The sequence below is a fragment of the Arthrobacter sp. S2(2024) genome (assembly GCF_036662515.1).
Taxonomy (GTDB): Bacteria; Actinomycetota; Actinomycetes; order Actinomycetales; family Micrococcaceae; genus Arthrobacter.
This window is the reverse complement of record NZ_JAYKZI010000004.1, coordinates 329,243-346,418: the sequence shown is the minus strand read 5'-3', so window position 1 is coordinate 346,418 and position 17,176 is coordinate 329,243. Positions and strand designations below refer to the sequence as shown.

Below are 17,176 nucleotides of genomic sequence, written 5' to 3'. Positions count from 1 at the left end.
TGTAAGGAATCCAACACCAAGGGAGTTATTCGCTCATGCGCCCTATCCGCCAGTTGCTGGCCGTCGTCGTCGCTGCCACGGCGGTTCTTTTCTCTGCCGCCCTGTTCTCGGCGGCACCCGCCTTCGCGCACGATGTCGCCGAGTCAACGTCACCGGCCAACGGCTCAACGGTTGCCAGCGTCCCGGACTCCGTGTCCATCACGTTCAACAACCGGCCGCTCCTGCTCGGCTCGCAGATCCGGGTGAACGACGCCTCAGGGCAGAACTGGGCAGATGGTTCCGTCGAGATTGTGGACGCCGTGGTGTCGCAAAAGCTGCGGCCTGGCGCGCCCGCCGGCGCATTCACCGTCATCTGGCGCGTCGTCAGTTCGGATTCGCACCCCATTGAAGGCACCTTCACGTTCACCGCCAAGGCAGGAAGTACGACGGCGGGCGGCGGCTCCGCGAGCACTGCACCTTCGGCGGAGGTACCCACCGCCGGCACCGCAGCCCCTGGTTCGACCACGACGCCCGAAAAGGTGCCCGATGCGTCCCAGCCGTTCCCTTGGAGCATTGTGATCTTCGCCGTGGTGGCTGCGGGCCTGCTGGTCTTCCTCGGCATCACCGCACGACGCCGGCTGGCAGGCGTGGGTTCCGATGATTCTGATGATGCTGGCGATTCCGGGGACGCTGATGACGCTGGCGATGAAGAGGACGCCGAGGTTGAGCCCGGCAGCCCGGAGAAGAAGCCCTAGGCCAGGGCGGGAACAGCTGCAAAGGTGCCCGTGAGCGCCCCGTGGACGCTGTCCGGGTAGACCTTGGCGGAAATCGCCTGGCCCACCACCTTGGCTTGGCGCAGGACTTCCTTCGGTGTGGGTGTGGCAAGTTCGCCGACACCAACCAAGTACATTCCGATCGCCCGCATGGCCGCGACGAGGTTCTGGCCGATGGCGAAGCCGAGCTCGGCAAGCATTCGCCGCAACTGGCTCTGTCCACAACGGGTGACAACAACGTGGTCGGCCAAAAGCACTCCGTTGGCCGTGTGAACGGCCCATTGGTACGAGGCGACGCCCGAGGACCCTGAAACTACCGATCCGGAAATCACGGACCCCGCGGCAGCTTCGTCCAGGCGATCGAGCCGGACAGCACGCGTGGTGCTCCGTACGTCGAGCCCGTGACTGGTTGCGTAGTTGCGCAGGTGCCGCAGGATTTCGCTGCGCTCCTGGAGGCACGCGGCGTCGGCGGCGTCGCAACGCTGCAGGATGCCGGTGTTGAGCGGCTGCAAAGGTCCGGGGACGTACATTCCGTCCACCACGATGGCATCCACACCGTAGCGGCTGAGTTCGCTGGCCACGGCCAGGCCGGGCATGCCGGCACCGATGACCACGGTGGTGGTGCGTTCCGTACTCGCAGCAGGCATGGTTGACACAGCTTGGCTCCTCTTTGAAGGTGCGTTGCCGAGGCAACAGCGGGGTGGCGTCCGGGTCCCCAAGCGGTCGCGAATGATGGCCGTTGATGTGTTGAAAAACACGATCCCCGGTCACCAGTGCCTCGAACATTACAGAAGAAATCGCGTGGTGGATAGCCCCGGCATCGGCATGTCCGACGATGCGTTTTTCGCGCCCCGATTCGGCGGATTTCCACGCCCTCGGCGGGGTTTCCACATACGCTTCTTCCGGCTTGATTCGGCCCTTGCAAACGAGAATAGTGAGCATTGGAGACCGCAACTCACGGCAGTCAAGCGAGAAACACGTTGTGGGCGCGGCCTCTGGCAGAATAGCCGCAACATCAGCCAGCAGTGCGAGGAGGCAGGCCCCATGGACCAGCACGGCAAACACTCTGAGAGCCATCAACCAGAGACCGAAGGCAACGGAGAGGAACCCTCCATTGCCCCCGGCGGAATTGTAGTGGGCGTTGACGGCAGCGAACACGGCCAATGCGCCCTCGTTTGGGCCGCCCGCGAGGCTGAACGCAGGCAGCTGCCCTTGCATGTGGTCACGGCCTACTCCGTGCCGATCTTCGCGGCTTCAGGGCTCGACGGCGGCTACGCGACAGTGGATGACTCCGTGATCCGGGACGGCGCCGAGGCGATCGTCAAGCAAGCCCTGGAGAAGGTCTCCGGCTACGCCATCGACGTCGATGGCTCGGTGGAGAACGGAGATGCCGCCGGCGTGCTGCTCGATCTGTCCGAAACGGCCGAACTCCTGGTCTTCGGCACCCGGGGACGCGGCGGCTTTGTCGGCAGGCTCCTGGGCTCCGTGAGCAGTGCCCTGCCGGCGCACTCCAAATGCCCCACCGTGACGGTCCCACTCTTCTGCGCGGACCGGCTGGGTGAAACCACGGAGGACAAGCACATCAAGGCCGAGCGCGCGAAGTCCGGCTCCCGCGTTGTCGAGAATGTGGTCGCAGTCGGCGTGGACGGCTCGGAACAGGCGCGCGTTGCCGTCCTGGAGGCCGCGGAGCAGGCTCAACGCATGGGCGCCAAGCTGCGCGTCATCTGCGCCGTACCCGAATACAGCGGCTCCTTGGCGTGGGTTCCGGCACCCCTGGACCGGGAGGCACTCTTCAAGGACATCAGGATCCAGTTGGACGCAGGCTTGGCGTGGCTCAAGAGCCACTTCCCCAAGCTTCCGGCGGAAACCCAACTGCTCGATGGTTCGCCAGTGGAAGTCCTCGTGGAAGTGAGCCGCAGCGTCGAACTCGTGGTGCTGGGCACGCGCGGGCGGGGAGGCTTCGCAGGAATGCTCCTCGGATCGACGTCGGATGGAGTCCTGCACCATGCCAAAGGACCCGTGCTGGTTGTTCCAGACCGCGAGGACCCCAGGCTGGCGGACCGCGCCAACTTCGGTCCCATGCTCGGCGCCGCATAACAGGCAAGCCCAAGGACCGGTGGACGCAGGCAGACGGTAATGATGGAGCACGCAGAGCCCAGGGAGGCATCGCGCTTGATCGTCGAGCTGCGCCGGATCCGGGCAACCATGCTTCCAGAGGTCGGCGGCAAGGCGGCCAATCTCGGCGAGCTGATCTGGGCGGGACTTCCGGTCCCGCCCGGGTTTTGCCTGACCACCGAGGCCTACCGGCGCGCATTGCAGCCGGATGGAAGCCCCGAGCCAGCCGTCCGGGACATTCTCCGTGGCCTTGAGGCCGTGGAACCCGGCGACCTTGAGGGGCTCGCTTCCCTCGCGGCCCGCGCCAGGGAAACAGTGCTCGACGCCGGGATCCCGGCCGACGTCGAGGGCGCCGTTCGCTCGGCCTACTCCGCGCTTGGCCCGGATGTCCCTTTGGCCGTCAGGTCCTCTGCCACCGCCGAGGACCTGCCCTTTGCCAGTTTCGCGGGACAGCAGGACACCTACCTGAATGTCGTCGGGGCAGATGCCGTCCTGCAGGCCGTCCGGAAGTGCTGGGCTTCCCTGTGGACGGACCGGGCGGTCAGCTACCGGGCAAGCAACGGGATCGACCACGCCACGGTGACGCTCGCCGTCGTCGTCCAACGGATGGTGGACGCTGAGGCCGCAGGGGTGTTGTTCACCGCCAATCCGGTGACCGGGCGCCGCCGCGAGGCGGTCATCGACGCCAATCCCGGGCTCGGTGAGGCCGTGGTCTCCGGCGCCGTGAATCCGGACCACTTTGTGGTGGATTCGCTCACCGGCAGGATCACGGAACGACGGATCGGGGACCGGAAGCTGGTGATTCGCTCCGTTCCCGGCGGCGGGACCGAAAGGCTCGACGCCGAGCCTCGGGCCGAAGGCGGAACCGCGCGGGGTGCCTGCCTTGCCGACTCCCAGATCAGGGCGCTCGCGGTCCTCGGCCAGCGCGTCGAGGAGCACTACGGAGCACCGCAGGACACTGAATGGGCCATCGACGGCGACGGCAAACTGTGGCTCACCCAAGCGCGCCCCATCACCACGCTCTACCCGCAAATGACCCGGCAACCAGCAGTCCCCGGTCCCCACGCGTACCTTTGCTTCAGCCTCGCCCAAGGCCTCACCCGCCCCCTCACTCCCATGGGACTCGCGGGCATCAGGCTCATGGGGTCCTCGGTGGCCGGCGCGGCGGGATTCCGGGTTCCCGAACCGCGGGACGGGCCTTCGCCCTACTACGAGGCGGGGCAGCGGATCTATTTTGACCTCACTTCGGTGCTCAGGAGCAGGGCCGGGCGCGCCATCGTGCCCAGGATTTTCGACGTCATGGAAGCACGTTCGGCGTCCATCATGCGTGCCCTGTTCGAGGACCCGCGTTTCGCCGTCACCAGCAAGACGCCTTTCAAACTGCTCAGGCACGTTGGCCCGATCGTGCTCCGCTTCCACCTTCCGGAGACGCTGTTGCGTGCTCTCTTTCGGCCGGACGTTGCCCTTGGCAAGGTGGAACAGCTGGACGGGAACCTGAAGGCCACGCATGAAGTCCCCACCAATGCCACCCCTCGTGAAAAACTGGACCACGCCGAGCGGATACTGCGCACGGAATTGTTCCCCATACTGCCCAATATCCTGCCCCCGGTAGCGCTCGGCTTCGCGATGATGGGGCTGGTACGGAAGCTGCTTGGAGAACAGGCTTCCTGGGGTGAGCTCCAAACCATCATCCGCGGCCTGCCCAACAACGTCACCACCGAAATGGACCTTGCGCTGTGGCGGCTCTCGGCCAGTATCCGTGACGATCCCGCTTCCGCGGTGGCGTTTACCGGTGGCGATCCCGCTGCGCTCGCGGAGAGCTACCGCGATGGCAAGCTGCCGGTCGTCGCGCAATCGGGATTGGCCTCGTTCCTGCGCGACTACGGGCACCGGGCCATCGCGGAAATCGACCTGGGCATGCCCCGCTGGTCCGACGACCCCACCCACATCATCGGAGTCCTGGTCAATTACCTTCGCCTCGATGATCCCCGCCTGGCGCCGGACAAACAGTTCGAAAAAGCAGCCCGCGACGCCGAGGAACAAGCCGCCGTGCTGGTGGCCCGTGCGCGGTCCAAGAGTCCGCTCCACGCCAGGATCGTGAAAATGGCACTCGAACGGACACGCATGTTTGCCGGGCTCCGTGAACTTCCCAAGTACCACCTCGTGCGGGGCTTCGCCGCGGTCCGAGCACAGGTTGCGGAAGCAGGGGAGGCCTTGGCGGAAGCGGGAATCATCGACGATGCCAGCGACGTCTTCTTCCTGGATTTCAACGACGCCCGCCGCGGCTTGGACGGCAAGGATCTCCACGAGCTCGTGGCGCAGCGCCGCGAAGCCTATGAGCTTGAACTCAAGCGCCGCCACGTGCCACGCGTGCTGCTCTCCGACGGCACCGAGCCGGAAGCGCTGCCAGCCGGTCTCCTGAGCGGCGCGACGGGGGCACCGGCGTCGGACGGCATGCTGTTGGGAACCCCGGCTTCGGCGGGAACCGTGACGGCGGTGGCAAGGGTGATCATGGACCCGGTGGGCGCGCATCTTGAACCCGGAGAAATCCTGGTGGCGCCCTCGACGGATCCCGGCTGGACGCCCCTCTTCCTGACCGCCGGGGGACTCGTGATGGAGATGGGCGGTCCCAACTCGCATGGCGCCGTCGTGGCTCGTGAGTACGGGATTCCGGCAATCGTGGGCGTCCCGGATGCCACGTCCCGGATCAGCACAGGACAGACGATCACGGTGGATGGCGCCGCGGGGACGGTGGCTTTCTAGCCTATCCCCAGCCGAGTTCGTGCAAACGGTCGTCGCCGATGCCGAAGTGGTGGGCGATCTCATGGATCACCGTGATGGCCACTTCGTCGATTACTTCCTGGCGGGATCCGCAGATATCCAGGATCGGCTGACGGAAAATGGTGATCCGGTCCGGGAGGGAACCGGCATCCCACCAAGAATCCCGTTCCGTCAACGGCACGCCCTCATACAGGCCCAGGAGTACGGTGTCCGGTTCGTCTCCAGGCTGCGGGATGTAGTCGTCCTCGATGAAGACGGCCACGTTGTCCATGGCCCGGGCAGCTTTGTCCGGGATGAGGAGCAATGCATCGCTGACGGCTGCCTCGAAGTCTTCCGGCGACATACTGAACGGAACGGTACTGGCCGCCGCGGCGTCAGCGCCAATCCCGGGACCCCCGGATCCGGGGCCGGGGAGCGGAGAGGAAATGCGCTGGCCGCCAGGGGCATCGCCGTCGGGAACAATCGGCAGGCCGGGAGGTAAATTCGCGGGCATGATCCGACTCTAGTCCGCGGCGCGGTCGTTGACGCCGGATGTGATGACAGCTACAGTTTTCCGGGCTGGTAATTCGTATAACCCAGCCCAGGTTAAGCCCAGCCAGTCGTGCGGATCCTGTGACAAGCACCCCGGAGTTCCCAGTAGACAGGCCAGCCCATGACCCGCCCCGGCAACCGCTCAGGCACGACGATGAACGACGTCGCTGCCGCTGCCGGTGTTTCCCAGGCCACGGTTTCCTTGGTGCTCAATGACGCCGCAGGAACCAGGTTCTCTGATGAAACCCGACGCCGGGTCCATGCCGCCGCCAACGAACTGGGGTATCGGACCAACGCCCACGCCAAAGTGCTCCGCGACGGCGTTGCCGGGATGATCGGCTTCGTCGGCGACTTCGTGGCCACGGCGCCATTCGCGGGCAAGATCATCGAGGGCGCCCAAGCCCGGGCTTGGGAGGCCGGACTGCTCCTCCTGACCGTCAACACCGGCGGCGACAAGGCCCTCGAGGCCGTTTCGCTGGAGACCATGCTGTCCTACAAGGTGGCCGGAGTGGTCTACGCCGCCATGTACCACCGGGTCCTTGACGTGCCGGACGTCCTGGCCGAGGTGCCCGCCGTCGTGCTCAATTCGCGCGACCGGTCCGGGCGGTTCCCGAGCATCGCTCCGCAGGAGGAGCTGGGCGGCTACACCGCCACCAAACGCCTGGTGGACGCGGGTCACCGGCGTATCGCGATGATCAACATCGGCGCGGTGGACGGCGAGCTGCCTGCCGCCGTCGGACGCCATGCGGGCTATCTCCGGGCACTCAAGGAGGCCGGCCTCGACGCCGACCCCCTGCTCCACAAGATCGGCGACGGGCATGAATCCGGCGGATTCGAGAATGCCCTGGCGCTCATGACCGGTCCTCAGCCACCCACTGCCATCTTCTGCGCCAACGACCGCACCGCCTGGGGCAGCTACCAGGCGCTGGCCCAACTCGGATTATCGATCCCGCGCGATGTGTCGCTGGTGGGTTTCGACAACCAGGAAACGCTTGCCCCGCACTTGCGGCCCGGACTGACCACGCTGGAACTGCCTTTCCTTGAGATGGGCCGGCGCGCCATCGAACTGCTGCTGGCCGGCGCGGAACGTGATGGCAGTACCGAATACTTTGAATGTCCCCTGGTCGAACGCCATTCCGTGGCGGCGCCTCCGAAAACCACCATTAGCCCCTGAAATTCACTAGCAGCCAGTGAAACTCCCCAACCAAGGAACAGGAAACGCATGAACCACTCGCACCTTGCGTCCGAGCCGCTCGACGTCGTCGTGGTCGGCGAAGCGCTCATCGACATCGTCAACTCGCCTGGAGGCCAGACCGAATACCCGGGCGGCTCGCCTGCGAATGTCGCCTACGGCCTCGGGCGGCTCGATGTGAAAGCAGGGCTGCTGACCGCCGTCGGGCGCGACTCCCGGGGCGAGTCCATCGCGGCCCACCTGGCAAGCGCCGGCGTGGTTGTCCTTCCGGGCTCGCAATCGCTTGCGAAGACCGCGACGGCGACTGCGGAGATCGCCGCGGACGGTTCGGCCAAGTACACCTTCGACATCGAGTGGAACCTGGGCCCCGCCGCACTCCCTTACGCGCCAAAGGTGCTCCACACGGGCTCGATCGCCACGTTCCTCGAGCCCGGCGCGGCTAACGTCAGGACGCTCCTGGAGCAGGCCCAGGGTGGGTGCATCGTCACCTACGACCCCAACATCCGCACCGACCTCCTGGGCAGCCACAGCGAGGCCCTCCGCATTTTCGAGGAGCTCGTACCGCTGACCAGCGTGGTGAAGCTCAGCGACGACGACGCGTTCTGGCTCTACCCCGGCAAGTCCCTGGAAGAGACTGCAACACACATCCTGGGCCTCGGTGCGGGCCTGGCCGTCGTCACCCGAGGTGCCCAGGGTTCCTTGATGGCGACGCCGCACACCCAGTTGACGGTTCCGGCGGTGACCTCGGTGGTGGCGGACACCATTGGCGCCGGCGATTCCTACATGTCTGCGCTGATCCTCGGGCTGCTGCTGCGCGGTAGCCAAGGGCTCGCGCCCACGGTTCTCGAACGCATCGGACAGACCGCCTCCATGGCCGCGTCCATTACCGTGGGGCGCCCGGGAGCCAATCCGCCCACGCACCGCGAGCTTCTCGCCGGGATGGCAAGGTAGCCGCGGCGGAGGTGCGACGGCGGTGCGGCGCACCTTGGCGCCGGGCCGCCCGGCTTCTTAGCGGGGGGTGATCCCGCGGGAACGGCGCCGCGTCAACCCGACGCCCACAAGGCAGATGACGCCGCCCACAAGGCCCCAGATGGTGGGGATTTCCTTGAGGACCGCCCAGGAAATCAGGATCGTGGTGCCCGGAACCAGGTACGTCGTGGCGGCGAGTTTCCCGGCCTCGATGAGGGACAGTGCGTAGGCCCATGTGGTGAAAGCGATGGCGGTGGGGAAAATTCCGAGGTACACCAAGCCGAGGGTGGCCGGAAGGGGTGCGGCCTGCACTTCGGCCACTAGTTGGCCGGCCCACGGCAGGCAGCACACGGCGCCCACCATGATGCCAAACCAGGTGGCCTGTGCAGCGGAGAAGGTGCGCAGCACCGGCTTCTGGACAATCACGCTCACCGCGGCGAGCACAGCGGCAAGGAGGCACAACAGCACTCCGGCGACATCCGCCGTCGAGCGCTGTCCCGAACCGAGCGCGATCAGCGCAACGCCGCCGAACGCCACGAGGCTGCCGATGATCAGCCAGCGCGGAAAGCCTTCTTTCAGGATCACGCCGGCCAGGACGGCGATCAGGATCGGCGAGACGTTGATGAGCATGGCGCTGGTTCCGGCATCGAGCATGTGCTCGGCGGCGTTCAGGGCGAGGTTGTAACCTGCGAACCACATGACGCCGTAGGCGAGGATGGGCAGCCATTCGCGTCCTTTGGGCCAGCGCTTGAGCCTAGGCAGGGCGACAATGCCGAGCGCGACGGCGGCAACCACCAGCCGTCCGAGCGTCAGGGAGCCCGGGGAGAAGCTGGGTCCCACTGCGCGGATGCCCACGAAGGCGGACGCCCAGAGGACAACGGTGACGATGACGGCGGCGATGCCGAGCTTACTGATGGTCCGGGAGGGTGTGGTCGCCGGAGAGACTGGTGTGCTTGTGGCCATGGTGCCAATCTAGCCCGGGAGCAGCTGGACGGACTGGCGGAATTCGGACGTCTTTCAACAAGAAACCGCCAACCCTGGCACAGCGGTTTTGAGCGGTGGCTTGAGACTGGCGCTGCGTCCGGATTGCGTCCTGGTTTGAGACCCCGTTTGCGTTCCGCGCTGCGCGATTTGGGAATATCCCTGAGTATGCTCTAAAGTTTTAGAGTCCAGTTCGGACGAGCGAGAAGCGGTAAACGCATAGCGTTGTTGACCGTCGCGAATTCGGATTGTTCCAGGCCCCCATCGTCTAGCGGCCTAGGACACCGCCCTTTCACGGCGGCGGCACGGGTTCGAATCCCGTTGGGGGTACGCAAGGAACTGGTCAAGCCGGGCTGAAAAGTCTGGTAGGCTGGAAGCCTTGAAAAAAGCGGTAGAGATACCGCAATCGTAGTAGAGATACTGCAAGCAAGGCCCTGTAGCGCAGTTGGTTAGCGCGCCGCCCTGTCACGGCGGAGGTCGCGGGTTCAAGTCCCGTCAGGGTCGCTCTGATTGCCGGAAGAAGTTCCGGCAATCATGGTGACATTGTCACCTAAGGCTCTGTAGCTCAGTTGGTAGAGCGTTCGACTGAAAATCGAAAGGTCACCGGATCGACGCCGGTCGGAGCCACCATAAACCCCCGAGAATTCGGGGGTTTTTTCGTTTTTCCGGGATGCAATGCATCTAGGTGTAGCTGAAACTGTAGCTATTGGCATTGCGGGACGTGATGGGTTCGAAGCGGAGCCATATGTGACAGTTAGCCGACGTACTCGTCGGATAGTTTTACCCATTTGCGCAATCATACTTAGGGATTCACGCCGGCAAGACGCCTCCGGCGTGGTATCAAGAAGCCAACTGATCACGGTGGACGACCGGCTTACGGGCAGCCTAAGAACGAGTCAGAACACTGGGGTGACCCCTCCGGAAAGCATCCCTATCAAACCCGACATGACGACTAGATTCCGGCTAGAGGATTTCTCGGACCTGGTGGAGATGAGCGGGACCCTCACGGAGAAGACCAAGAAGCCGAAGCAGGTGCCGACGACTAACGCGGATGGAACCAAGACCTGGAAGATGACGGTGAACTGGTCGAGCATCCGCACCTTCGCGCCGCTCTGGAGGGAGAGCAGTCAGAAGGACGTCGATCACTTCTTCGAGACGCTCTCGTCGTCGGTGCACTAGCACATCCGCCGACGCCAGGCTACCCTTATCCGGTTCAGTCTTCGTCGGCTGCGGGTCCGGCAGGGAAGTCGGAGATCGTGGCCAGAAACGCGTCGGATACGACGTGTGGGTTGTCGTCGTTGCCGATCAGCTCGATGAGGATCGCGTCGTCGCTGCATTCGAGCACCCTGTACTCAGCGCCGGCCTTGAACTCGAGCCCCTGGTCATCCGTGCCGTCGGCCCGGACAGCGAAGACCTTGTCCTTCAGCTCGCACGGGGCCTTGCGCCTCTTGATCGCGTTCTTCAGCGCGCCGCCTCCTCGCTTGCCGCCGGCCTCGGTCGTCCTGCCGATGACGTATCCCGCGCCCAATGTCGCGGCCAGGAGCCCGACCGGCCCGCCTACTTTCTTCGCAAGGGTCGTCATCAATTGATAGTTCCCGAGATTGCCCACTGTTGCCCCTCATCGTTGTGCACGCCAGACAATTCTAACGGCGTGCATAAACTTGGTTCCGGTGCTCAGCACCAGAGGACGGGACCGCGATCCGTCTCACGAGCAGATGGGGGCAACATGGCACCGAAGATAGGCCCCGAGACGATGCTCGCCGAATGGCTCCTCGTCGAGACAGTGGGCGACGTCCGACGGCGGAGCGAGGATCCGGGCGCGCGGAGCCGCTACGAATTGCTCGGGATCGCGCCGCTCCTGCGCAAGCTCCTCATCGACGCCAGTCCTCTTCTCAACACTGTTCGGGCCGCTCGCCCAGATGTTCCAACGGACTTCCGCATCAGGCAGTGGAGCGCTCCTGACGACAGCCGGGGCGACGCAGATCTGCCGTATCTCCTCCGGCTCGGCGGACCGGAGCTCGTCGGCGGTCCGGAGGACCCGGTGCTGCCCAAGCTGAAGCACTTCATCGGCGCGAGGGTGGGGCTGGTCCAAGGGCGGCCCCTGACCGTTAGCGAGGTGGTGAAGTACTACGCCAATGTGGAAGGCGGGGTCCACTTCGGCGTGCCCAAGGATGAGACCGACCACGTCCTGAGCGAAATGGCTCCCGTGCTCCTGGGGAGGACGACGGGGCAGGTCGAGATCCTCGCCCACCTCGGCGCGATCGTGGTGGACGCGCTGACCCCGCTGTGCGAGTCGATCCTCGCCTTGCCCCTGATCGACAAACGCATGCACTTGCGTAACGACCGGGGCTTCTTCGACGGCCACTGGACCGCGGACCATTACGAGAGGTCCAGCCAGGGGCGATAGCCGATACTGGCTCAGGCTTTGTCGGTGTCAGACTGTCGGCGGCGGCAGGGACAATGGTGGGATGAGCGGATTCAACTTCTTCGAAGGGATTCTCACCGACGCCCCGAAGGTGCCGGTGAAGGTGTCGTCGCGCTCGTTCCGAAGTGCGATCGAAGAAGCGTTCATCCACACCTACACGCGGCAGGACCTTCAGATTGTGCTCGCCGAAGAGCTCAAGCTGTCGTGGCCGAAGACGGATCACCAGCCCACCGACAACGAGTACACCAAGCGCGACGTCATCAAGGGGTACACCGAAGGCTGGGATCTCCCCCGGCTCGTTGCCCTGGCGCGCCGTATGGTCACCGAGCTTGAGGTGACCGAAATGCTCCTCGCCGACCTGACTGCTCTGCTCGCGGAGTACGACCGTGGCGGAGGCGTCGGCACGCCGGCCAAGAACCTGATCTTCGCAGCGAACGGGCCCAAGCCCGAGCTCGTGCTGCGCGATGCCCTCAACAACGACATCGAGATCGTCCGCAACGGCGAGTACTGCCTCGTCTACGACCAGCCCATCCCGGCCGATGGCCTGACGTTCAGCAACCTGATTCAGTGGTGGCGAGAGCGACAGGGCTTCGCCGACGAGGTGCCACCGCGGGATGTCGGCCTAGACCTGCACAACCGCCTGCGAGCTTCCTTGGACGAGAACCCGGTCGAGCTTCGCGTCTTCGACGCCTATGCGGCGCGGTACAAGGACAACGGATTCGGCATCCCCGCGCTAATCCCGCAGGTCTACCTGCACTTCGACCCAGCGACAGAGTTGTCTCGTCGATCTGCTGGCCAGAGCGGCGGCCCGTTGGCGCGGCAGCGGATGGACTTCCTCATCCTGTTCTCCAGCAGACATCGCGTGGTTCTCGAGGTCGACGGGAAGCAGCACTACGCGAACGGCGATACCGCGAGCCCAGCCCTCTACAGCGAGATGGTCTCCGAGGACCGACGGCTCAGGCTCGCCGGCTACGAGGTCTACCGCTTTGGCGGCGCCGAGTTGATGAACGACTGTGCAGACAAAATGGTCGCCGAGTTCTTCGACCAGCTCGCCGAGCGTATGCGCTGAGACACACTTTGGCGTCCTGAAATCGGTCGGTAGTCGGGAGACTCCACGGACATCCCAAATCGAATGGCCCAGCTACTCACAGGTGTGACTTTCGGCGATAAATGGCAGGTTTTCGACGGCACTTCGCGTTGGACACCGGTCCTCCGTGGCGCAGGGCGTCCCGTCTCCTTGGAAACTGGCATACCTGTGGGTAGGACACCCGCTAACCAAGATTCGGGTTTGTCGGTTGCTACTTGTCTCAACCGTGCCCATAGGGGGATCCCTCACCGTGCACATGGATACAACAAGTGGAGACGTCCGGAGAGGGACCGGCTAACGGGCATCCTCCGGGGCATGTCTAGCGCCCGCCATGGATGCGGCGTTCCTGATGATCTGTGGCTCCCGGCAGAGAGAACGGTTGCCCAGGGCCCGAATACCTCGGAGATGCGCAGTCCCTCACCGCAGAATTTATCCATTGGGAGAATTTATCTCCTACCTGTCGAAAGGACCGTGAAATGGCCGAGATCGAACGACTTTCCGAACCCGCCGCTCTCCCCAACCCGAACCTCGTCGAGAAGTCTTTTGACTCGCCCACCGCATTCCCCGATGCAACTTCGTCCCAGACAGCTGGACTCTGATGGCTCAGATGACCAACCCGATTACTTCGATCGCGGACTCCTCCGACAGCGAATAGTGCCGACTTCAGTCCTCGGAGTCATAGTCTTTCTCTTGGCTGTGGCTCCGGGGTTCTACTACGAGCTTGAGCGCAGCCGCCAGTTCACCAGAGCGCAAGAATCACCGTTCTACGAGGTGAGTCGTGCCCTCGTTGCTTCAATCGGTATCGGGACTGTTGCGGGGGCCGCCCGTTCATGGTTTGGTGTGGCCTGACCCCTTGGGACCCGCCTGACTTCACCGCGCTCCTGAAGAGAGACCCGCAGTATGCGGGAAGCCATGCAGCCCCGCTCTTCGCCAGCATTGTCGCTTACATTACCGTTGGCGCCACGATTGTCATTTTCATCCATCGGCTCCAACCGAAGATTGCGGCGAAGTGGCGCAAGTCCAAGTTGAACGAGCGAGTATGGCTGTGTTGTTCCAAGTTAGCCGACCGCATACGACCCCATCGGGCCAAGCGGGTCAAACCAAAGCGTGATGGCCTCGAAACGACCCATTCAATCTGGTCCGAGGTGTTCAGGGTGCAGACACCAGTGGACCACGAGCCCTTCGCGACGGCGCTCATGAAATCAGGCGCCGTATGGATGGGGAAAGTCGGTCGCTTCAGCACCGAACACGAGGTAGCAAACCGCGAGCTCGTGCTCACTAAGCCCGTCTACTATTCACCCAGCCTCACAAGCCCCTTCACGAAGATTCCACACATAGCCATCGTGCTGAAGGGCCCAGAGATCGAGAGCGTCTCCGTCAGGTACGGTCTCAAGGAAGAGAAGTCCGTCGATCAAGGAAAAGCGGTCGACTGAAGCAGTAGATGGCAAGCGGGAAGGGCGGGCTCGGAGCCTCCGGAGCGCAGATCGGATTCTTTCTTTACATGCTTTAGCCTCCACTCTTGAAGGAATGAAAATCATTGAATGAGCTCCTCGCCCTCGTTGGGGTGCTAATCGGGACGGGAGGCCTCGCCTCACTGCTCAGTGGGGTAGCTTCGCTACAGCGGACCCGGCGTCTACAGAAAAGGCTCCGAGAACTCCACGAAGCATCGCAATTTTTCGAACCCACACGGCAAGAGGCCACCGCCCTCGAGGCGGCCAAGGCTCTTACCGCGCTCGATCTCGCGGCCTCGGTCCTGATCAAAAGTCGCGCGTTGGGACGTCTGACCTTCGGGATAACGGTCTTGGCCTTGGTCGGTGCTTACTCAATGTGGATTGGATTCGGTGGCTACAGCCCTCTGGTGCTTGCGCCGTCCGATTACTCGGACGCTCCATTGGTTGGTCTCGGGACTGTAGCTGTCGGCGTCGCGGAAATCTTTTGGGTCGTCCGCAATTATCTTCTCGGTGACGCGAAAGCTCGTGACCGGATCATCCGGGAATTGCGTTTGCCAAGGCCGGAGACGGATTACTTCAGCATCATCGATGCCGTACGCCCCGAGCTTTCTCCCGCAGCCCCGTCTTCGGAGGCTACTAGGGATGAGTCCCTAGAATCCCGGCCCATGAATGCCCGGTGAAGGACGACCATGTCAGGTTTGCCTAAGCACCATCACATTCCAGCGGCGCTGATTGGCGGGTTCGGAGAGCCATCCCGATCGGAGGCTACACGCGACGCACGCGTAGCGGTCTTGGACAAGAGATCGGGGAAAATCTTCACGGAAAAGGCCGAGAACGTCGGCTGGCGGCGAGGCCTTTATAGCCTGCACTTCTTGCCGGCACACCAGCGCGATGTCATCGACTCGCTGTGGACCAGTTATGAGCCATTTCTGCCAAAGGCGGTCGCGGCACTCGCCAAGCGCAGACCCTCAGAAGAGGACCTCGATGCCCTCCGCCTTCACATAGCCTGCGCCGCCGTACGAATACCAGGATTCCCCGACCTCCTAAAGAACTGGCATCCGGCGCAGGGCTCCGAGATCACCGACGACCAGGCTCGAGCCTTGCGACTCGAATGGATCGACCGCGGGCGCCAGATGGACGAATGGTTCTGGAGGGCCCTCCACGCGCCGAGCGATGTTAATGCCCCGTTTGTTCTCTCCGACACAGGTTATGCGAAGTTCCCGGAGAGCCAAGATTCAGATCGCGCACTAGTGTTCCTACCACTGTCGCCCACCGTTGGGCTGCTGGGATCTAAGACGCAACCTAACTCCAGACCTGGCCTCGCGGACCTCGATCACCGCGGTACGACCATCACAAGCACGAGCTTTCTGGGGACTGCCCCGGCTTTTGTTGACTCGGGGTCTTAGGCCGCTAAGAGTGCGGTCCGGTTGATTGTTTCATATTCGATGGGCGTGAGTTTTCCGAGGCGTCTTTGCCGTCGCCGGCGGTGGTAGGTCCTTTCGATCCAGGTGGTGATCGCAAGCCGGAGCTCCTGGCGTGTGAGCCATCTCTGGCGGTCCAGGACGCTTTTCTGAAGCAGCGAGAAGAACGATTCCATCGCGGCGTTGTCCGCGCACGCGCCCACCCGGCCCATCGACCCTGCGAGCCCGTGGTGCCGGAGCGATTCGACGAAGCGGCGAGACCGGAACTGGGATCCACGATCCGAATGCACCACCGTTCCGGCCGGGCGGCGTGAGCGCACCGCGTTCTCCAGTGCGGCCACCGCCAACGAGGATTTCATCCGCGAGTCCATCGAGTACCCGACGATCCTCCCGGAATAGACGTCCTTGACCGCGCAGAGGTAGAGCTTCCCCTCGGCAGTGGGGTGCTCGGTGATGTCGGTCAGCCACAACTCGTTCGGCGCCGCGGCGGTAAAGTCCCGCTCCACCAGGTCATCGTGAACCGGCGGTCCCGGTTTCCGGTTCAGGCCGCGCTTCTTGGAAAACACGGACCAGATGCCATGGTCCCGGCACAAGCGCTGGACCCTGTTCTCGCCCGCCGTAATGCCTTTCTCGGGCAGTTCGTCGGCGATGAAACGGTATCCGAAGGCCGGATCGTCCGCGTGGATGTCCCGAGCGGCGTTGACCAGGTGCGCGTCCTCCCAGTCCCGGGCCGTCACCGGGCTGGCCCTCCACCGGTAATAGCCTTGCTTGCTGAACTTCAACACCCTGCAGGTCACCGCCACGGGAACACCGTCGGCGGCAAGATCCGTGACCAGCGGGTAGATCATTTTGGGTTGATGTCCCTCGCCAGATAAGCAGCAGCCCGGCGCAGAATCTCGTTCTCCTGCTCCAGCAGGCGGTTCCGCTTCTTCAACTCCCGCACCTCGGCCGACTCCGCCGCTGCCGGGCCGGCTCCGGATTCCTTACGTTCGGCGATGGCAATCCAGCGCTTGAGCGTCGTGACCGACAACCCGAAATCTTTCGCAATCTGCGCCAGCGGCGCCTCGCCCTTGCGGGCCACATCAATGACATCCTGGCGGAACTCCGCCCCATAAGCCGTGGGCATGGTCAACATCCTTCCACGAGCACCAGCTCGCTAGGTCAAGGAGTCAACAAAACCGGGGGCAGTCCCCTGAATGACCTTGGGGTCCTAGATCCTCAGAGCACGCAGCTATTCACGCACCCAAAACGCGTTCATCGCTTGGCGCAGATCACCGCCGATCCACCGAGCCTTGGTGAGCGGGTCCTACAAGGCGGACCGTACCGTCGAACGGCCGAATGGTGGTTCGGGTGAGCATCGTCCCAGTGAGGGATCCCCTTAAGGGCTGAAGGGTGACAAATAGCTCGCAGCGAGAACGATCCGATCTGGCCTTTCGACGATCATCTCCGCAGTCCATGCAGTTTGTCCGCT

The 17,176-nt window shown here is 63.8% G+C and carries 17 protein-coding genes and 3 tRNA genes; 15 read left to right on the top strand and 5 right to left on the bottom strand.

Annotation, left to right across the window (positions count from 1 at the left end; translation table 11 throughout):
• The first annotated feature begins 35 nt into the window (after window positions 1–35).
• Window positions 36–734, top strand: a complete 699-nt coding sequence (locus tag VLA65_RS11065; RefSeq protein WP_332602525.1) for a copper resistance CopC family protein — start codon at window positions 36–38, stop codon at window positions 732–734.
• On the opposite strand, the gene VLA65_RS11060 is transcribed toward VLA65_RS11065, so the two are convergent.
• Window positions 731–1,399: an FAD-binding protein gene (locus tag VLA65_RS11060; protein ID WP_059388469.1), complete on the bottom strand. Its 669-nt coding sequence runs from the start codon at window positions 1,397–1,399 to the stop codon at window positions 731–733. The two genes, VLA65_RS11065 and VLA65_RS11060, sit on opposite strands and share 4 nt — an antisense overlap.
• A gap of 397 nt (window positions 1,400–1,796) precedes the next feature.
• Here VLA65_RS11060 and VLA65_RS11055 point away from each other — a divergent pair, with 397 nt between their 5' ends.
• Window positions 1,797–2,849 (top strand): universal stress protein, encoded by a 1,053-nt coding sequence (locus VLA65_RS11055; protein WP_284991875.1) that lies wholly within the window; start codon window positions 1,797–1,799, stop codon window positions 2,847–2,849.
• Between the two features lie 42 nt (window positions 2,850–2,891).
• Window positions 2,892–5,630: a PEP/pyruvate-binding domain-containing protein gene (locus VLA65_RS11050; RefSeq protein WP_332602645.1), complete on the top strand. Its 2,739-nt coding sequence runs from the start codon at window positions 2,892–2,894 to the stop codon at window positions 5,628–5,630.
• A gap of 1 nt (window position 5,631) precedes the next feature.
• On the opposite strand, the gene VLA65_RS11045 is transcribed toward VLA65_RS11050, so the two are convergent.
• Window positions 5,632–6,141: a metallopeptidase family protein gene (locus VLA65_RS11045; RefSeq protein ID WP_284991873.1), complete on the bottom strand. Its 510-nt coding sequence runs from the start codon at window positions 6,139–6,141 to the stop codon at window positions 5,632–5,634.
• A gap of 159 nt (window positions 6,142–6,300) precedes the next feature.
• Here VLA65_RS11045 and VLA65_RS11040 point away from each other — a divergent pair, with 159 nt between their 5' ends.
• Both VLA65_RS11040 and VLA65_RS11035 read left to right on the top strand, forming a co-directional pair.
• Window positions 6,301–7,353: a LacI family DNA-binding transcriptional regulator gene (locus tag VLA65_RS11040; RefSeq protein ID WP_332602524.1), complete on the top strand. Its 1,053-nt coding sequence runs from the start codon at window positions 6,301–6,303 to the stop codon at window positions 7,351–7,353.
• A gap of 48 nt (window positions 7,354–7,401) precedes the next feature.
• The gene (locus tag VLA65_RS11035; RefSeq protein WP_284991870.1) at window positions 7,402–8,322 is read left to right on the top strand and encodes a carbohydrate kinase family protein; all 921 of its coding nucleotides are present in this window, start codon (window positions 7,402–7,404) and stop codon (window positions 8,320–8,322) included.
• Between the two features lie 57 nt (window positions 8,323–8,379).
• Here VLA65_RS11035 and VLA65_RS11030 read toward each other — a convergent pair whose 3' ends face one another.
• Window positions 8,380–9,303, bottom strand: a complete 924-nt coding sequence (locus tag VLA65_RS11030; RefSeq protein WP_332602523.1) for a DMT family transporter — start codon at window positions 9,301–9,303, stop codon at window positions 8,380–8,382.
• Between the two features lie 275 nt (window positions 9,304–9,578).
• Between VLA65_RS11030 and VLA65_RS11025 the strand changes: the two genes are divergently transcribed.
• The 4 genes from VLA65_RS11025 to VLA65_RS11010 all read left to right on the top strand — a co-directional run bounded on the left by VLA65_RS11025 (window position 9,579) and on the right by VLA65_RS11010 (window position 10,500).
• A tRNA-Glu gene (locus VLA65_RS11025) sits at window positions 9,579–9,651 on the top strand.
• 100 nt (window positions 9,652–9,751) lie between these two features.
• Window positions 9,752–9,825: transfer RNA gene (locus VLA65_RS11020), tRNA-Asp, on the top strand.
• A 50-nt stretch (window positions 9,826–9,875) separates the two neighbouring features.
• A tRNA-Phe gene (locus VLA65_RS11015) sits at window positions 9,876–9,951 on the top strand.
• Window positions 9,952–10,266: 315 nt separating this feature from the next.
• Window positions 10,267–10,500, top strand: a complete 234-nt coding sequence (locus tag VLA65_RS11010; RefSeq protein ID WP_332602522.1) for a hypothetical protein — start codon at window positions 10,267–10,269, stop codon at window positions 10,498–10,500.
• Window positions 10,501–10,534: 34 nt separating this feature from the next.
• Here VLA65_RS11010 and VLA65_RS11005 read toward each other — a convergent pair whose 3' ends face one another.
• Window positions 10,535–10,903 (bottom strand): hypothetical protein, encoded by a 369-nt coding sequence (locus VLA65_RS11005; protein WP_332602521.1) that lies wholly within the window; start codon window positions 10,901–10,903, stop codon window positions 10,535–10,537.
• A 144-nt stretch (window positions 10,904–11,047) separates the two neighbouring features.
• Here VLA65_RS11005 and VLA65_RS11000 point away from each other — a divergent pair, with 144 nt between their 5' ends.
• The 6 genes from VLA65_RS11000 (at window position 11,048) to VLA65_RS10980 (ending at window position 15,690) form a co-directional block, all read left to right on the top strand.
• Window positions 11,048–11,728 carry a hypothetical protein gene (locus tag VLA65_RS11000; protein ID WP_332602520.1) on the top strand — a complete coding sequence of 227 codons (681 nt, stop codon included), beginning with the start codon at window positions 11,048–11,050 and terminating at the stop codon, window positions 11,726–11,728.
• A gap of 61 nt (window positions 11,729–11,789) precedes the next feature.
• Window positions 11,790–12,815 (top strand): hypothetical protein, encoded by a 1,026-nt coding sequence (locus VLA65_RS10995; RefSeq protein ID WP_332602519.1) that lies wholly within the window; start codon window positions 11,790–11,792, stop codon window positions 12,813–12,815.
• Window positions 12,816–13,309: 494 nt separating this feature from the next.
• Entirely contained in the window at window positions 13,310–13,432 is a 123-nt protein-coding gene (locus tag VLA65_RS10990) for a hypothetical protein (protein WP_332602518.1), read from the top strand.
• On the top strand, window positions 13,401–13,682 hold the full coding sequence (locus VLA65_RS22000; protein WP_442880285.1) for a DUF6338 family protein: 282 nt from the start codon (window positions 13,401–13,403) through the stop codon (window positions 13,680–13,682). The genes VLA65_RS10990 and VLA65_RS22000 overlap by 32 nt, the downstream gene beginning before the upstream one ends.
• Window positions 13,664–14,266, top strand: coding sequence for a DUF6338 family protein (locus VLA65_RS10985; protein ID WP_332602517.1), 603 nt, complete (start codon window positions 13,664–13,666; stop codon window positions 14,264–14,266). Before VLA65_RS22000 ends, VLA65_RS10985 begins: the two co-directional genes overlap by 19 nt.
• Before the next feature lie 707 nt (window positions 14,267–14,973).
• Window positions 14,974–15,690: a DUF4238 domain-containing protein gene (locus tag VLA65_RS10980; protein WP_332602516.1), complete on the top strand. Its 717-nt coding sequence runs from the start codon at window positions 14,974–14,976 to the stop codon at window positions 15,688–15,690.
• Here the strand turns inward: VLA65_RS10980 and VLA65_RS10975 are convergent.
• A protein-coding gene (locus tag VLA65_RS10975; RefSeq protein ID WP_332602515.1) for an IS3 family transposase occupies window positions 15,687–16,831 on the bottom strand; the annotation gives its coding sequence in 2 pieces (ribosomal slippage) (window positions 15,687–16,555 and window positions 16,555–16,831; 1,146 coding nt in all). The genes VLA65_RS10980 and VLA65_RS10975 overlap by 4 nt on opposite strands.
• Window positions 16,832–17,176 lie beyond the last annotated feature (345 nt).

Coding starts and splice junctions, on each gene's coding strand:
- VLA65_RS11060 (WP_059388469.1), bottom strand. CDS start 1,399: ATGCCTGCTGCGAGTACGGAACGCACCACCACCGTGGTCATCGGTGCC.
- VLA65_RS11010 (WP_332602522.1), top strand. CDS start 10,267: ATGACGACTAGATTCCGGCTAGAGGATTTCTCGGACCTGGTGGAGATG.
- VLA65_RS11065 (WP_332602525.1), top strand. CDS start 36: ATGCGCCCTATCCGCCAGTTGCTGGCCGTCGTCGTCGCTGCCACGGCG.
- VLA65_RS11040 (WP_332602524.1), top strand. CDS start 6,301: ATGACCCGCCCCGGCAACCGCTCAGGCACGACGATGAACGACGTCGCT.
- VLA65_RS11050 (WP_332602645.1), top strand. CDS start 2,892: ATGGAGCACGCAGAGCCCAGGGAGGCATCGCGCTTGATCGTCGAGCTG.
- VLA65_RS11055 (WP_284991875.1), top strand. CDS start 1,797: ATGGACCAGCACGGCAAACACTCTGAGAGCCATCAACCAGAGACCGAA.
- VLA65_RS11030 (WP_332602523.1), bottom strand. CDS start 9,303: ATGGCCACAAGCACACCAGTCTCTCCGGCGACCACACCCTCCCGGACC.
- VLA65_RS22000 (WP_442880285.1), top strand. CDS start 13,401: ATGCAACTTCGTCCCAGACAGCTGGACTCTGATGGCTCAGATGACCAA.
- VLA65_RS11005 (WP_332602521.1), bottom strand. CDS start 10,903: ATGACGACCCTTGCGAAGAAAGTAGGCGGGCCGGTCGGGCTCCTGGCC.
- VLA65_RS11035 (WP_284991870.1), top strand. CDS start 7,402: ATGAACCACTCGCACCTTGCGTCCGAGCCGCTCGACGTCGTCGTGGTC.
- VLA65_RS11000 (WP_332602520.1), top strand. CDS start 11,048: ATGGCACCGAAGATAGGCCCCGAGACGATGCTCGCCGAATGGCTCCTC.
- VLA65_RS10985 (WP_332602517.1), top strand. CDS start 13,664: ATGGTTTGGTGTGGCCTGACCCCTTGGGACCCGCCTGACTTCACCGCG.
- VLA65_RS10990 (WP_332602518.1), top strand. CDS start 13,310: ATGGCCGAGATCGAACGACTTTCCGAACCCGCCGCTCTCCCCAACCCG.
- VLA65_RS10980 (WP_332602516.1), top strand. CDS start 14,974: ATGTCAGGTTTGCCTAAGCACCATCACATTCCAGCGGCGCTGATTGGC.
- VLA65_RS11045 (WP_284991873.1), bottom strand. CDS start 6,141: ATGCCCGCGAATTTACCTCCCGGCCTGCCGATTGTTCCCGACGGCGAT.
- VLA65_RS10995 (WP_332602519.1), top strand. CDS start 11,790: ATGAGCGGATTCAACTTCTTCGAAGGGATTCTCACCGACGCCCCGAAG.